Source organism: Pseudomonas sp. NY15437 (assembly GCF_048068435.1).
Lineage (GTDB): Bacteria > Pseudomonadota > Gammaproteobacteria > Pseudomonadales > Pseudomonadaceae > Pseudomonas > Pseudomonas nitroreducens_B.
Window position 1 is genome coordinate 1 of record NZ_JBLUQC010000020.1, and the last position, 15,478, is coordinate 15,478.

A 15,478-nucleotide genomic window follows, 5' to 3' on the forward strand; every position below is an offset into this window, starting at 1 on the left:
ACCCTCGACCCTTTCGCTGGCACCGAAAGGCCGATGAAATCTTGGCGAGCGTCGGCCGGGCAGCCGAGGCGCTAGGCCGAAAAATATGAGTGTTATTTGTGAAACGCCACAGTAGCATCAAGGCAAAATGCCATTGCAAAGGAGAAGCTCATGGCTAAGCAGCACGCGTTCAACGTTGGTGACATTGTTAGGCTGAAGTCCGGGGGGCCGAATATGACGGTCCAGACCCTTCCAGATGCGGGCGGTCGGCTGTTCACGTGCCAGTGGTTTGCTGGCAAGAAACTCGAGAATGGCCGTTTCCCCGCGGAGTCGCTGGAAGTAGCTCCGGTAGGTGCGCCCGTTGGAGCCTAAAACGGTCGTGCAATGGATGCTCGCGCAGCTCGAAAGAGACGGTTGCATCTATCAGGACGATGTCGTTGATTACCTGGTTAAGGCAAGCGCGGAGGGCCTACTTCGCGAGAACGCGGATGGTAACCTGGTAGTTGGGCGGCGGCTCTTGGACGCCTTCAAGGTTGCGACTGAGCAGACTGTTGTTTGGGTTAAGCCTGATCGGTACTGGCGTTGGCGCGTAGCGGAGGATGAACCTGGTCGAGACGCGAGAGGTTAATCTCGACATTTCTTCGACAGTTTGCAGCAGAAACGAAAAAGCCCCTGAAATTCGCTAGGAAAATCAGGGGCTTATCGTTTGCGTTTGGTGGAGCCGGGGGGATTTGAACCCCCGTCCGCCAGTTCTCCGCTGTCGGTTCTACATGCTTAGCCATCTCTATTAGGTTAACTCCTTGCGGCCCGAGTGGCAGGGCGCTTGGAGCGAGCTGTATGAGTTTTAGCCGTTACGTCTACAGCGAACTTGGCGGCGATCCTGTTCTATATGACAGACCTAATCGTCGGGTTTACAGGCATCCCCTAGGGTCTGCTAGCGGCACTTAGGCTGCTAGGGCGTAGTTGTCGTCGTTGGCAACTATAAAGTTGTGGCAGCTGATTTACGAGAACTGTCACCTACTCGGCATGCCCCTCGAGTTTTGTTACCGGCGTCGAATCCTAATCGGCCCCAAAACCTTGAAAGGTCGTGGGCGATTGTACGGCAAAGCCGCCCCGATAGCCACCCGGGGCGGCGCAAGCCATTGTCAGCTGAGGAATTTCAGCACGGCTTCGGCCACGGCCTCGGAGGACGCGGGGTTCTGCCCGGTGATCAGGCCGCGGTCGACCTCGACGTGGCTCTGCCAGTCCGGGCCCTTGCTGTAGCGGGCGCCGTTGGCCTTGAGCATGTCCTGGACGAGGAACGGCACCACGTCGGTGAGGCCGACGGCGTCCTCTTCGCTGTTGGAGAAGCCGGTGACGTGCCGGCCCTGCACCAGCGGCTGGCCATCCTGCCCGCGTGGATGGCGGAACACGGCCGGGGCGTGGCAGACGGCGGAGACGGTCTTGCCGCTGGAGTGGAAGGCTTCGATCAGCGCCACCGAGGTGCGGTCCTCGGCCAGGTCCCAGAGCGGGCCGTGGCCGCCGGGGTAGAACACCGCGTCGTAGTCGTCGGCCTTCACCTCGCTGAGCTTCACGGTGTTGGCCAGCGCGGCCTGGGCTTCGCTGTCCTGGCGGAAGCGCCGGGTGGCCGGGGTCTGCGCATCTTCCTCGTCGCTCTTGGGGTCCAGCGGCGGCTGGCCGCCCTTGGGCGAGGCGAGGGTCAGGCTGGCACCGGCATCCTTGAAGACGTAGTAGGGCGCGGCGAACTCCTCGAGCCAGAAGCCGGTTTTCTTGCCGGTGCTGCCGAGCTGGTCGTGGGAGGTCAGGACTACCAGGATTTTCATGCTCACTCCTTCGGCGTATTGCGGGTCGAGCGGCTGCCGCCGAAACGGCAGCCCGGACTGTCAGTGTAGGCAATGAGCCGTCTGCGTCAGCGTGACAGGGTGACGCCCAGATAGGCGGCGTACAGCAGGCCGTTGAACAGCAGTACCCAGACGGGCAGGCCGCCGCTGCGCTGGGCGTTGATCCGTAGCCAGAGCGCTGCGCCGAGGGTGATCAGCACGCCGGTGAGCACTTCGATGCGCGGCTGCCAGGGCGTGAGGAGGATGCCGATGGCGGGCAGCAGGGTGCCCTGGAAGACCATGGCGCCGCTGATGTTGCCGAAGGCCAGGGTGTCCTTGCCGCGGCGCACCCAGAGGATGCTGTTGATCTTCTCCGGCAGTTCGGTGGCGATGGGGATGATCAGCAGCGACAGCAACAGGGCGGAGATGCCCAGGATGTGCGAGAGGCCTTCCACACCGTGGATGAAGCCCTTGGCGCCCAGCACCAGCAGCGCGAGGCCCAGCAGCAGTTGCAGTACGATGGTGGCGAGGTTGGTCGGCAGGCCGATGCGCGACAGGTACATGTGGTGGTCGGCCTCGGTGCCGTGGCCGTCCTCCACCAGGCTCTGCGAGGCACGCAGGGTCAGGGTGATGTAGCCGACATAGGTGAGCACCAGCAGCACGCTCAGGGCGATGCGCACGGAGCGCAATTCGGCGGGCACGAACATGGCGATGGTGGCGAAGCAGAAGGCGACCAGGAAGAAGTTCAGGTCGCGCTGCAGGCCGGTGCGCTCCGGGCGGATGCGCCCGAGCAGGCCGCGGGCGCGCCAGGCGACGCAGGCCATCAGGCAGGTGGACAGGGTGGAGAGCATCAGCGGCGCGCCGAGAATGGCGCCGACGCCGACTTCCTCGTTGAGGTTGACGTTGTTGGTGCCGGCGAACAACGCCAGCAGCGGGATCAGGGTTTCCGGCAGGGCCGTGCCGACCGCGGCGAACAGCGAGCCGGTGACGCCTTCGGAAATCCCCAGGCGTTCGCCGAAGTGTTCCAGGGCGTTGGTGAAGAGTTCGGCGGCGATCAGGATCACCAGCAGCATGCCGAGCAGTTCGAGGAGGAAGGTCAGCATGCGCGCGGCTCCAGGCGGGTGGAGCGAAGAGTGGGGTGGTGCATCACGGTGAAGCTCCCGGCCGGTGTAATACCCATGACCACGCATCTCCCCGGCCGTTGCGGAGATCACGTGGTCAAAGGTCTTGCCAGGCTAAGTTGCTGGCGACGCCATGGCCAGAAATCCCTCTACGATCTGCTGCGCGTCGGCAGAACGTCGTTGAGAGCGACTGATAACTGCTCATTTACATTCGTAAACTCCGCTTTCTCAGTCTCTCTCGCCTAGTTCTGCTCTAGCTCGCACGATCGCCAATGGATTTGGGCCAAGTGTGTTGACGTCGCCCCCGTTCACGGAACGGTCGGCTACTCCCCAATGACGCCGCGCATTCTAGCGGATTGGCCGGGCAGCTCAACCCGGGTGTCACCAGGTATCGATCAGTGGGCGCTTTTTCCCCTGGCGCGGGACAGGCCTGGGCGTCGAAGCCAGCCCGCGCAGCACCCAGCGGCGGGTGTCGGCGGGGTCGATGACGTCATCGATCTCCAGGTAGCTCGCCATGTTCAGACCCTTGCCGTTGCGGTAGGCGGCGGCGACCAGCTTGTCGAACAGCTTCTGTCGCTCCTGCGGGTCTTCGATGGCGGCCAGTTCCTTGGCGTAGCCGAGGCGGATCGCGCCTTCCAGCCCCATGGCGCCGAACTCGCCGCTGGGCCAGGCGACGGTGAACAGCGCGGCGTGGAAGCTGCCGGCGGCCATGGCCTGTGCGCCCAGGCCGTAGCCCTTGCGCAGGACGACGGTGAAGAAGGGAACCGTCAGGCTGGCGGCGGTGACGAACATGCGCGAGACGTGGCGCACAGTGGCGGTCTTTTCCGCCTCCGGGCCGACCATGAAGCCGGGGGTGTCGCACAGCGAGATGATCGGCAGGTCGAAGGCGTCGCACAGCTGCATGAAGCGCGCGGCCTTGTCGCCGGCCTCGGCGTCGATGGCGCCGCCCAGGTGCATGGGGTTGTTGGCGATCAGGCCGAAGGGTTTGCCTTCGATGCGCACCAGCGCGGTGACCATCCCGGCGGCGAAGTGCTGGCGCAGTTCGAGCACCGAGCCGCTGTCGGCCAGTTGCTCGATGACCTGGCGAATGTCGTAGACTCGCAGGCGGTTCTCCGGCACCGCATGGCGCAGCAGGCGCTGGTCGGCGCACTGCCAGTCGGCGCTGTCGCCCTGGAAATAGGCCAGGTACTGGCGGGCGATGCGGGTGGCTTCGGCCTCGTCCTCCACCAGCACGTCGATCACGCCGTTGGCGCTCTGCACGTCGCTGGGGCCGACTTCTTCAGGGGCGAACCTGCCCAGGCCGCCGCCCTCGATCATCGCGGGCCCCGCCATCCCCAGGCTGGTGTCGCGGGTGGCGATGATCACGTCGCAGCAGCCGAGCAGCGCGGCATTGCCGGCGAAGCAGCGGCCGGAGACCACGCCCACCAGCGGCACCAGCCCGGAGAGCCGCGCCAGGCCGACGAAGCTCATGTTGTCCAGCCCGGCCACGCCAACGAAGTCGGTATCGCCGGGGCGCCCGCCGCCGCCTTCGGCGTAGAGCACCAGCGGGATGCGCCATTGCTCGGCGAGGTGCAGCATGCGGTCGGTCTTCTTGTGGTTCATCACGCCCTGGGTGCCGGCAAACACCGTGTAGTCGTAGGCCAGCACCAGGCAACGGGCCTTCTCGTCGCCGAACTGCGCGGCGTTGATGCTGCCCAGGCCGCTGACCAGGCCGTCGGCGGGGCTGCTGGCGATCAATTCCTCGACGCTGCGGCGGCGACGCTGGGCGGCGATGGCCAGGGCGCCGTACTCGATGAAGCTGCCCTCATCCAGCAGGTCGGCAAGGTTTTCGCGGGTGGTGCGCTTGCCGATCCGGTGGCGCTTGGCGACGGCGTTCGGGCGGCGTTCGTCGAGGCCGATGGCGTGGCGTTCGAGGACTTCCGCGAGGTCGGTACGAATGGCGTCGAGGTCGACGGCGGCGGCACCCTCGGCCTTCCGGGCTTCGATCTGCGCCGGCTCGACGAACAGCAGCGCGTCGCCCTCGCCGAGGCTGTCGCCGGGCGTGGCGGCGAGGCTGTGGACGATGCCGCTGGCGCTGGCCTTTACCTCGAACTCCATCTTCATCGCCTCGACGATGGCGATGATCTGGCCGAGGGCGACGGCATCGCCGGTGGCGACGTTCAGGCTCACCAGCACGCCGGCGCTGGGCGTTGCCAGCGGGATGCTGCCGGCCGGCGCTTCGCGGTTACGCGGGGCTTGCGCGGTGGCGCTGGCATGGCTGAAGAAACGGTGCGGGTGGGCGTGGTCCTGGGCGCCCAGCAGCGTGGGCAGGTGCTCTTCGAGGTAGCGGGTGGTGACCTGGTTGTCGGCGACCGCCGGCTGGCGCAGCAGGTTGAGCAGCAGCGGAATGTTGCTTGCCACGCCTTCGAGACGGAACTCGCAGAGGGCGCGGTAGGCGCGCTGCACCAGCTGTGGATAACCGCTGTTGCCGTGCACGATCAGCTTGGCCAGCAGCGAGTCGTAGCCGGCGCTGTTGCGGTAGCCCGCATAGCCGTAGCCGTCCACGCGCAGGCCGGGGCCGCTGGGCGGTTCGTAGGCGCTGAGGGTGCCGCAGGCCAGGTGCGGCGTGCCGTCGCTGGCGAGGCTTTCCAGGTTGATGCGCAATTGCAGGGCGTGGCCGCGCGGCGGGGGAATCTCGGCCTGTGTGAGGTTCAGCTCGGCGAGGCTGGCGCCGGCGGCGATGCGCAGTTGTGCCTGCACCAGGTCGATGCCGGTCACCGCTTCGGTGATGGTGTGCTCCACCTGCAGGCGCGGGTTGGCCTCCATGAACACGAAGTCGCCGCTGTCCTCGTCCAGCAGGAACTCGAAGGTGCCCAGGCCGCGGTAGTTCACCGCATCGGCCAGGCGCACGGCGGCACTGAGCAGCGCACCGCGCAGGCGCGGGTGCAGGGTGGGGCTGGGGGCGATTTCGAGCAGCTTCTGGTGGCGCCGCTGCAGGGTGCAGTCGCGCTCCCACACATGGCTGACGCTGCGACCGTCGCCGATCACCTGCACTTCGATGTGGCGGGCGTGCTGGATCAGCCGTTCCACGTAGAGGCGATCATCGCCAAAGGCGGCGCGGGCTTCGGCCTGGCAGCGGGCGTAGGCCTCGGCGATTTCCTCGACGCTGCGTACCGCGCGCATGCCGCGCCCGCCGCCACCGGCGAGGGCCTTGATCATCATGCCGGCGCCGGACGGCAGTTCGCGGAAGAAACGCTCGGCCTCCTCCTGGGAGGTGGCGCGGTTGCTGCCGGCGGCCAGCGCCACGCCGTGGTCGCGGGCCAGGTCGCGGGCACGGGCCTTGTCGCCGAAGACCTCGAGCACCTCCGGTGACGGGCCGACGAAGGTCAGGCCGGCCGCTTCGCAGCGGCGGGCGAATTCAGCGTTCTCCGACAGGAAGCCGTAACCGGGATGGACCGCATCGCAGCCGTGGGCAAGGGCGATCTCGACGATCCGTTGCTGGTCCAGATAGGCGCTGGCGCCACGCCCGCTGAGGGCTGTCGCCTGATCGGCCTGGCGCGTGTGCAGCGAGGTGGCGTCGTCCTCGGCGAAGATCGCCAGCGTCGGGATACCCAGCTCGGCAGCGGCGCGGGCAATGCGGATGGCGATCTCGCCACGGTTGGCGATGAGCAGGCGGGTGACGGGCATGGCGATTCCGGTTGTGGTTCTTGTGGTCGGGCATCACTGCATCTTAGGGAGCGGGCGGGGCGGGGGAACGAACTGCGGTCTTGCGAATGGCAGAGGCTTCGCGGGCGTTATGAGCGGCGACCGACCAGGCGACCGGCCGCCGCGCAGGGGATCACCCGTTGGCTCCGCCGTCACCGGCGTTCTTCTTCAGCAGCTGCAGGGCTTTTTCGGTTTGCGCGATGCAGGCCTTGGTGTCGCCGGCGGCCTGGGCCTGGGCGGCTTTTTCCTGCAGACGCATGGCCTGTTCCTGGGCCTGGGTGTTGTTGGTGACGGTTTTCACTGCGTCATCGACTTTCTGCAGATTGTCACTGCACAGGTCGGCGGCGAATGCCGGCGACGCCAGCAGGGCGGCGGTAATGATCAGGGCGGCACGTTTCATGGCAGTACTCCTGTCAACTTGACCGTTGTCGTGGGCCGAACAAGCGGGCCGTACAGGGTGGACTGCGGGGTTTTAGCGGGAGTTCAGAGTATGTGCCCAGCGGTAGCCGGGAGTTCGACACACACGCCCAGGCCTGCGCCCTCCAGCCCTTCGTGCAGGGAAATGCGCCCGTGGTGGATTTCCACGATGCGCTTGACGATCGGCAGGCCCAATCCGCTGCCGTGGCTGTTGGCCACGCTGGGGCTGCGGTAGAAGCGGGTGAAGATGGCCGCCTGCTCGGCCGGGGCGACGCCGGGGCCGTTGTCGCGCACCCAGAGGGTCACGCGGTCGACGCCCTGTTCCAGGCTGACCGCCACGCGGCCGCCTTCGGGGGTGTAGCGCAGGGCGTTGCCGACCAGGTTGGTGAGCAGCAGCCCGAGCCAGGCGGCGACGCCGGGCAGGGTGGCGTCCTGGCTGTCGAGGGTGAGTTCGATGTGTTTGTCGATGGCGTGCGGCGCGAGGTCTGCGATGGCGTCTTCGGCGAGCAGGCGCAGGTTCACCGGGGCGAAGATTTCGTGCAGCTCTTCGGCGTCCAGCCGTGCCAGCAGGAGGATCTGCTCCATCAGCGCGCCGATGCGTTCGACGCTGCGGCTCACCTGCTGCAGGCCGTGGGCGTGGGCGGCCGGGTCCGAGGAGCGCAGCGCCACCTGGGCGTGGGTGCGCAGGCTCGCCAGTGGCGTGCGGATTTCGTGGGCGGCGTCGCTGGTCAAACGGCGCTCGGCCTCCATGGCCGAGTTCAGGCGCTCCAGCAGCAGGTTCAGCTCGTTGACCAGGCTGTGCACCTCCACCGGCGCGCGGCTCAGGGCCAGCGGGTGCAGGCTGTGGGCACCGCGCTGGTGCACCTGTTCGATCAGGCTGCGCAGCGGCGCGAGGCCCTGGCGTACGCCGAACCACACCAGCACGGCGAACAGCGGCAACGCCAGCAGCAGCGGGAACAGCGCGCTGAACAACAGCAGGTGCAGGGTCTTGTGGCGGAAGTGCAGGTCCTCGAAGACCCAGATGCGTACTTCGTCGGGCCCCGACGTGGCCATCTGCAGCACACGCCAGTTGACCCCGCCGGCAAGCAGGTCGGAGAAGCCCGGTGGCTGTGCTTCGATGCCCTTGGGCGGTTTGTGGGTGGCCAGCAGGGGCTGGCCGCGGTACCAGATGGCATAGCCGAGCGTGGCTTCGCGGCGGATCAGCGGCAGCCCTTCGATCGCCTTGCGGCTGCGCGCGAGGATCTCCATGGCGTCGCTGGACTGCGGGTCGATGGCGTCGGCGACGTCGACCAGGCTCAGCGCGGCCTGGCCGAAGTCGATCATGTCCTGGTCGTAGAGGCGGTTCACCTGTTCTCGGGTCAGGTGATAGGTGAACAGGCCGGCCACCAGCCACAGCACGGTGACGCCGCCGATCAGCGTCAGCAGCAGGCGGCGGCTGATGGAACCGGCGCGGCGCACGCTGCCGCTCAAGACTGGGGCGCGCCGTCGGGGCGGTCGATGCCGTAGCCGATGCCGCGTACGGTGCGGATCAGGCCGTTGCCCAGCTTGCGTCGCAGGTGGTGGATGTGGACTTCGATGGCGTTGCTTTCCAGGTCGCCGTCCCAGCCGTACAGCGCTTCCACCAGGCGGGTGCGCGACAGCACCTTGCCGCGCTGCTCCAGTAGCAGGCGCAGCAGCGCGTATTCGCGGGGCGCCAGGTCCACCGGTACGCCGGCCAGGCTGACCTGGTGGGTGGCCGGGTCCAGCGCCAGTTCGCCATGCTGCAGCAGCGGCGCGGCGCGGCCGGTGTGGCGGCGGGTGAGGGCGCGGACGCGGGCGAGCAGTTCGTCGAGGTCGAAGGGTTTGGTCAGGTAGTCGTCGGCGCCGGCGTCGAGGCCGGCCACGCGGTCGGCCACCTTGTCGCGCGCGGTGAGGATCAGCACCGGGGTCAGGTCGCCGCGGCGGCGCAGGCTGCGCAGCACTTCCAGGCCGTCCTTGCGCGGCAGGCCGAGGTCGAGCACCAGAAGGTCGAACTCGTCGGTGGCCAGGGCCTGTTCGGCGGCCACGCCATCGTTCACCCAGTCCACGGTGTCGCCTTCCAGACCGAGCCCGGCGCGAATGCCGTCGCCCAGCAACTGGTCGTCTTCTGCCAATAGAATTCTCATCGTGGTCCCCTCACCGGCCTGTGCAGCAGGATAGCTGGCGCCATCCGGTTCGGGCAGAGGGTGCCAGCGATCGCTTAACGAGGGGTTAAGAAAAGTGGCCGGGTTGGCGCCGCCTGCGGCCAATCGCGGACGGAGTCCGCTCCTACGCGGGCCGGGACCTGTAGGAGCGAGCTTGCTCGCGAACATCGCGGCTTCGCTTCGTCTCGTGCAATCGGGCGAGCCTCGGTTCGCGAGCAAGCTCGCTCCTACGAAGAGCGCTGCGTGGCGCGGGTGGCGCGATCCACCAGGTAGACCACGCCGCGATAGTCGATGCCGCCGTGGGCGGACAGGCCGATCTCGCAGGTGCGGCTGGTGGAGACGCCTTCCTCGCAGTATTGCACCGCGTCCTTGAGCGTGCGCAGCGAGTGCGCGTTCAGCTCGGGGGTGGTGAAGCCCTTGTCGCCGGCGAAGCCACAGCAGTGGATGCCCTCGGGGATCACCACCTCGCGGGTGCAGCGCTTGACCAGGTCGATCAGCGCCTGGCTCTCGCCCAGGTGCTGGGTGCTGCAGGTGACGTGCACGGCCACCGGTTTGTCCTGCGGCTGGAAGTCCAGGCGCTCGACCAGGTGGGTGCGGATGAACTTCACCGGGTCGTAGATCTTCAGCCGCTCGTCCGCCAGGTCCTGCACCAGGCGCAGGGTGCAGGGGCTGGTGTCGCAGTAGATCGGATCGAGGCCGCCACGGCTGGCGCGCAGGAGTTCGGCGAGCAGTTCGTCGCGCTTGGCGTCGGCCTGCAGCCGGTAGCCCTTGGAGGCGAACGGCTGGCCGCAGCAGAGGTTGTCGGCGTTGTCCGGGAAGACCACCTGGTAGCCGGCCTTTTCCAGCAGTTGGCGGGTCTTGTCGATCAGCGGCATCTGCTCCTCGTCCGCCGCCGCCGGGCCCATGGCGCGGGACACGCAGGCGGTGAGGTAGACGACGCGCGGCTTGCCGTTATCCACAGGCTGCGGTGGGGCGGCCAGGCGCACCGGCTGCGGCATGGCGGGCGTCCACTGCGGCACGCGGCCCTTGCTGGCATAGCTGATCGAGGCACTGAGACGCGCCAGGCGCGGCGCGCCCAGCAGCATGCGCGCGCCATTGGCGGCATGCAGCATGAGCTTCGCGCCCTTGAGCGCCGTGGCGAAGTGGCGTGCGAGCCAGGTGGCGGTGCCGGCGTGGTGCGCTTGTTCGCCGCGCAGCTTGCGGATCAGCTCGCCGGTGTTGATGTTCACCGGGCAGCGCTGGGCGCACAGGCCGGTGGCGGCGCAGGTGTCGATGCCCTGGTACTGGTAGTCGCGTTCCAGTGCCGTGGTGTCGAGGCCGGCGCGGCGCCTGGCCTGGATGTCGCGCCACATGACGATGCGCTGGCGTGGGCTCAAGGTCAGCCCTCTGGATGGGCACACCGGTTCGCAGAAGCCGCACTCGATGCACTTGTCGACGATGGCGTCGGCGGCCGGCAGCGGCTTGAGGTTCTTCAGGTGCAGTTGCGCATCGTCGGTCAGCACCACGCCGGGGTTGAGGATGCCGGTGGGGTCGAGCAGGCGCTTCAACTGCCACATCAGCTGGTAGGCGTCGTGGCCCCATTCCAGCTCGACGAAGGGCGCCATGTTGCGCCCGGTGCCGTGCTCGGCCTTGAGCGAGCCGCCGTATTCCACCGCGACCAGGTGCGCGACGTCGTCCATGAAGGCCGAGTAGCGCGCGATCTGCTCGGGCGATTCGAAGCCCTGTGTGAAGACGAAGTGCAGGTTTCCTTCCAGCGCATGGCCGAACAGGATGGCCTCGTCATAGCCGTGCTTGTCGAACAGTGCGATCAGGCGGTGGACGCCTTCGGCCAGTTGTTCGACGGGGAAGGTGACGTCCTCGATGATCACCGTGGTGCCGGTCTCGCGCACAGCGCCGACGGCCGGGAAGGTGTCCTTGCGGATGCGCCAGAGCTGGTTGTAGACCACCGGGTCTTCGCTGAAGTCGACCTGCTTCTCCACCGGGAACTCGGCGATGGAGGCGCTGATCTGCGCGAGTTGTTCGTGCAGCAGCGACTGGGTCGCCGCGCGGGATTCGATGAGCAGCGCACAGGCGCCGTCGGACAGGCTCTTCACCCATACCGGCATGCCCTGCATGTCCTGCACCGAGCGCAGGCTGCGGCGGTCCAGCAATTCCACGGCGGACACCGGCTGTTGCTTGAGCACGGGCACCGCCTTGCAGCAGGTCTCCACGTCGGGGAAGACCACTAGCGCGCTGGCCTTGTGCGGGTGGTCCGGCACGGTGTCGTAGGTCACTGCGCTGATGAAGCCCAGGGTGCCCTCGGAGCCGACCATCAGGTGGGTGAGGATATCCAGCGGCTCGTCGTAATCGACCAGGGCGTTCAGCGATAGGCCGGTGGTGTTCTTCAGCCGGTACTTGTGGCGGATCTTCGCGGCCAGTTCAGTATTGGCTCGGGTTTGCCGGCCCAGTGCGGCGAGCTGGTCGAGCAGGGCGCCGTGGCTATCGCGGAAGGCGGCGATGCTGTCGGGCAGCTCGCTGTCCAGCAGCGTGCCGTCGGCCAGCAGCAGGCGCATGCCGGCCAGGGTGTGGTAGCTGTTCTGCGCCGTGCCGCAGCACATGCCGCTGGCGTTGTTGGCGACGATGCCGCCGATCTTGCAGGCGTTGATCGAGGCCGGGTCGGGACCGATCTTGCGGCCGAAGGGTGCCAGCCAGGCGTTGGCCTGGGCGCCGATGACGCCGGGCTGCAGGCGGATCTGCGTGCCGCCGTCGCGAATGTCGCGGCCGTTCCAGTTGTCCCCCAGCACCAGCAGCACCGAGTCGCTCACGGCCTGGCCGGAGAGGCTGGTGCCGGCGGCGCGGAAGGTCACCGCCACCTGGTGGGCGTGGGCGGACTTGAGCAGGCTGGCGACTTCGTCTTCGCTCTCGACGCGGATCACCAGCTTGGGGATGAGCCGGTAGAAGCTGGCGTCTGTGCCGAAGGCCAGGGTCGAGAGCGGATCGTCGAAGCGGCGCTCGCGGGGGATCAGGTGTTCTACCGTGTCGAGGAAAGCGGCAGGGAGGCTCATGGCGGCTCCAGTCATCATCGGTGAGCGTGGACCGCTGGGCGGCCCATCGGTGTTCTTTTGATTTGAACGCGTTGTGGAAACGGTCTTTTCGTAGGAGCGCGTTTGCTCGCGAACCCGGTGGGCATCGAGCTGGGCAGGTTCGCGAGCGAGCTCGCTCCTACAAGCGCATCGTTCTTACTGTCCGAGTTCGCGCACCAGCGAGTCACGGGTGATCTCGCCGATGGTCTTGGCGCCGGTCAGCACCATGGCCACGCGCATTTCCTTCTCGAACAGGTCCAGCAGGTTCTTCACGCCCGCTTCGCCGTGGGTCGCCAGGGCGTAGAGGAAGGCGCGGCCGATCAGCACGGTGTCGGCGCCCAGGGCGACCATGCGCACCACGTCGAGGCCGTTGCGGATGCCGGAGTCGGCGAGGATCTTCAGGTCGCCCTTCACCGCGTCGGCAATCGCCGGCAGCGCGCGGGCGCTGGAGAGCACGCCGTCGAGCTGGCGGCCGCCGTGGTTGGACACGACGATGCCGTCGGCGCCGAATTTCACCGCGTCCCGGGCGTCTTCCGGGTCGAGGATGCCCTTGATGATCATGGGGCCGTCCCAGAACTCACGGATCCACTCCAGGTCCTTCCAGGAGATCGACGGGTCGAAGTTGGCGCCCAGCCAGCCGATGTAGTCGGCCAGCCCCGTGGGGTTGCCGCGGTACCGGGAGATATTGCCCAGGTCGTGGGGCTTGCCCAGCAGGCCGACATCCAGCGCCCAGGAGGGGTGGGTCATCGCCTGCCACACCCGGCGCAGCGGCGCGTTCGGGCCGCTCATGCCCGAATGCGCGTCACGGTAGCGGGCGCCGGGCACGGGCATGTCCACGGTGAACACCAGGGTCTTCACGCCCGCGGCCTTGGCGCGCTCCAGGGCGTTGCGCATGAAGCCGCGGTCTTTCAACACGTAGAGCTGGAACCACATGGGCCGGTCGATGGCCGGGGCGACTTCCTCGATGGGGCACACCGACACCGTCGACATCGTGAAGGGGATGCCCTTCGCGGCGGCCGCGCGGGCTGCCTGTACTTCGCCGCGCCGGGCGTACATGCCGGTCAGGCCGACCGGCGCCAGGGCGATGGGCATGCTCAACGTCTCGTCGAACAGCTTCGTCTCAAGGCTCAGCTCGGACATGTTCTTCAGCACGCGCTGGCGCAGGGCGATGCCGGCCAGGTCGTCGACGTTGTTGCGCAGGGTGCGCTCGGCGTAGGCGCCGCCGTCGGCGTAGTGGAAGAGGAACGGCGGCAGCTTGCGTTGGGCTGCGGCGCGGTAGTCGGTAGAGGCAGAGATGATCATTGGGCTCTTCCGTTTTGAGAGAAAAGTTTTGGATCGAGCGAGCTAGAGCGAGACAAGGCGGAAATGGCCGAGGGAGCGGAGCCTACAACTGTAGGTGAGCACCCCGAGGCCATTTCCAACGCAGTATCGCCGACGCGCAGCCGATCAGCGCTCGGTCAGTGAACCAGCATGCCGGTGAAGATATAGGCCTGGGCCAGAGTGATCAGACCCACCAGGGCGGCGAACATCAGGCTGTGCTTGAGGGTGAAGCGGAACAGGTCGGATTCCTTGCCGACCATCCCGGTGGCGGCGCAGGCCACGGCGATGGATTGCGGCGAGATCATCTTGCCGGTCACGCCGCCGCTGGTGTTGGCGGCCACCAGCAGGGTGTCGTTGACCCCGATCTGGTGCGCGGTGGTGGATTGCAGCGAGCTGAACAGGGCGTTGGACGAGGTATCCGAACCGGTCAGGAACACGCCCAGCCAGCCGAGGAACGGCGAGAAGAACGGGAACGCCGCGCCGGTGCCGGCCAGGACCAACGCCAGGGTGGTGGACATGCCCGAGTAGTTGGTGACGAAGGCGAAGGCCAGCACCATGCCGATGGAGAGGATCGGCCATTTCAGCTCGATCAGGGTCTCCTTGAAGGTGGTCAGACCAGTTTTCGCGCCGATGCGCAGGATGAACATCGAGACCACGGCGGAGAGGAAGATCGCGGTGCCGGTGGCCGAGACGGGGTCGAGCTTGAACACGGCGGCGATCGGCGTCGGGTTGGCGACGATGGGCGCGGTCTTCACCACCAGTTGGTCCAGGTGCGGGATGGCGAAGTTGAACACCAGGCTGTACAGCGCGCCGCCCGGCGCGAAGAGCGCCTTGAACGGCTTCAGGGTCCAAATCGTGACCAGCACGGTCAGCACCAGGAAAGGCGACCAGGCCTTGAGGATTTCGCCAAAGCTGTAGGGCGTCGGTTCGGCGCCGCGCGGGCCGTTGCCGCCCAACACGGCGGCGCCGCCCGCGGTGGCGACCACTTCACGCTCGCCGGCCGGCTGCCAGACTTTCAGGAACAGGGTCAGGGAAATCAGGCTGACCAGCGCGGAGGTGATGTCCGGCAGTTCCGGGCCGATGAAGTTGGAGGTGAAGTACTGGGTAATGGCGAAGCTGCCACCGGCGACCAGCGCGGCCGGCCAGGTTTCCTTCACGCCCTTGAAGCCGTCCATCATGAACACCAGCCAGAACGGCACGAGGATCGACAGGAACGGCAGTTGGCGGCCGGTCATGGCGCCGATCTTGAAGGCGTCGATACCGGTGACCTGGCCGGCCACGATGATCGGGATGCCCAGGGCGCCGAAGGCCACCGGCGCGGTGTTGGCGATCAGGCACAGGCCCGCGGCGTACAGCGGGTTGAAGCCCAGGCCGACGAGCAGGGCGGCGGTAATCGCCACCGGCGCGCCGAAGCCCGCCGCCCCTTCGAGGAAGGCACCGAAGGAGAAGCCGATCAGCAGCACCTGCAGGCGCTGGTCGCTGGTGATCGACAGCACCGAGCTGCGGATCACTTCGAACTGGCCGCTCTTGACCGTGAGTTTGTACAGGAACACCGCGGCGACGATGATCCAGGCGATTGGCCACAGGCCGTAGGCAAAGCCATAGCCGGCGGCGGCGATGGCCATGTCGGCGGGCATGCCGAAGGCGGCGATGGCGATGATGATGGAGAGGGCGAGGGTAATGCTGCCGGCGACGTGGCCCTTGAGGCGGAACACGGCGAGGGCGAGGAAGAAGAACACGATCGGAATGACGGCGACCAGCGCGGACAGGCCGAGGCTGCCGAGCGGGGTGTAGATCTGCTGCCAGGTTTGCATCTGGTTGGCTCCCTAATTGTTTTTGGGTGGAGGGCCTGGTTGCCGGTCGGGCGATTCCGATGCGCTTGTGGCGCCTGGGCAGGTCGGTCGACTGATCGC

The 15,478-nt window shown here is 67.1% G+C and carries 11 protein-coding genes and 1 other RNA gene; 2 read left to right on the forward strand and 10 right to left on the reverse strand.

What is annotated here, in order from left to right:
• The first annotated feature begins 150 nt into the window (after positions 1-150).
• Together ACNFIA_RS29120 and ACNFIA_RS29125 are read left to right on the forward strand one after the other, a co-directional pair.
• Positions 151-351, forward strand: a complete 201-nt coding sequence (locus ACNFIA_RS29120; RefSeq protein WP_416790540.1) for a YodC family protein — start codon at positions 151-153, stop codon at positions 349-351.
• Between the two features lie 7 nt (positions 352-358).
• On the forward strand, positions 359-607 hold the full coding sequence (locus ACNFIA_RS29125) for a DUF6953 family protein (protein ID WP_416790542.1): 249 nt from the start codon (positions 359-361) through the stop codon (positions 605-607).
• 85 nt (positions 608-692) lie between these two features.
• Here ACNFIA_RS29125 and ssrA read toward each other — a convergent pair.
• From ssrA to ACNFIA_RS29175, 10 genes are all read right to left on the reverse strand, one after another.
• Positions 693-1,050: a transfer-messenger RNA gene (gene ssrA, locus ACNFIA_RS29130) on the reverse strand.
• Between the two features lie 74 nt (positions 1,051-1,124).
• Positions 1,125-1,802, reverse strand: coding sequence for a type 1 glutamine amidotransferase domain-containing protein (locus tag ACNFIA_RS29135; protein ID WP_259757436.1), 678 nt, complete (start codon positions 1,800-1,802; stop codon positions 1,125-1,127).
• A gap of 86 nt (positions 1,803-1,888) precedes the next feature.
• A complete protein-coding gene (locus ACNFIA_RS29140; RefSeq protein ID WP_416790544.1) occupies positions 1,889-2,902 on the reverse strand; it encodes a sodium:calcium antiporter in 1,014 nt (337 codons plus the stop codon).
• Positions 2,903-3,301: 399 nt separating this feature from the next.
• The gene (locus ACNFIA_RS29145; protein ID WP_416790547.1) at positions 3,302-6,586 is read right to left on the reverse strand and encodes a carboxyl transferase domain-containing protein; all 3,285 of its coding nucleotides are present in this window, start codon (positions 6,584-6,586) and stop codon (positions 3,302-3,304) included.
• A gap of 151 nt (positions 6,587-6,737) precedes the next feature.
• Complete coding sequence (locus tag ACNFIA_RS29150; protein ID WP_259757433.1) at positions 6,738-7,004, reverse strand: hypothetical protein; 267 nt, start codon at positions 7,002-7,004, stop codon at positions 6,738-6,740.
• An 83-nt stretch (positions 7,005-7,087) separates the two neighbouring features.
• Positions 7,088-8,479, reverse strand: coding sequence for a sensor histidine kinase (locus ACNFIA_RS29155; RefSeq protein ID WP_416790550.1), 1,392 nt, complete (start codon positions 8,477-8,479; stop codon positions 7,088-7,090).
• Positions 8,480-8,487: 8 nt separating this feature from the next.
• The gene (locus tag ACNFIA_RS29160; RefSeq protein ID WP_416790553.1) at positions 8,488-9,165 is read right to left on the reverse strand and encodes a response regulator; all 678 of its coding nucleotides are present in this window, start codon (positions 9,163-9,165) and stop codon (positions 8,488-8,490) included.
• A 245-nt stretch (positions 9,166-9,410) separates the two neighbouring features.
• A complete protein-coding gene (locus ACNFIA_RS29165; protein WP_416790555.1) occupies positions 9,411-12,227 on the reverse strand; it encodes an FAD-binding and (Fe-S)-binding domain-containing protein in 2,817 nt (938 codons plus the stop codon).
• 174 nt (positions 12,228-12,401) lie between these two features.
• The gene (lldD, locus tag ACNFIA_RS29170; RefSeq protein ID WP_416790558.1) at positions 12,402-13,547 is read right to left on the reverse strand and encodes an FMN-dependent L-lactate dehydrogenase LldD; all 1,146 of its coding nucleotides are present in this window, start codon (positions 13,545-13,547) and stop codon (positions 12,402-12,404) included.
• 155 nt (positions 13,548-13,702) lie between these two features.
• On the reverse strand, positions 13,703-15,379 hold the full coding sequence (locus tag ACNFIA_RS29175) for a lactate permease LctP family transporter (RefSeq protein WP_416790559.1): 1,677 nt from the start codon (positions 15,377-15,379) through the stop codon (positions 13,703-13,705).
• Positions 15,380-15,478: the final 99 nt, after the last annotated feature.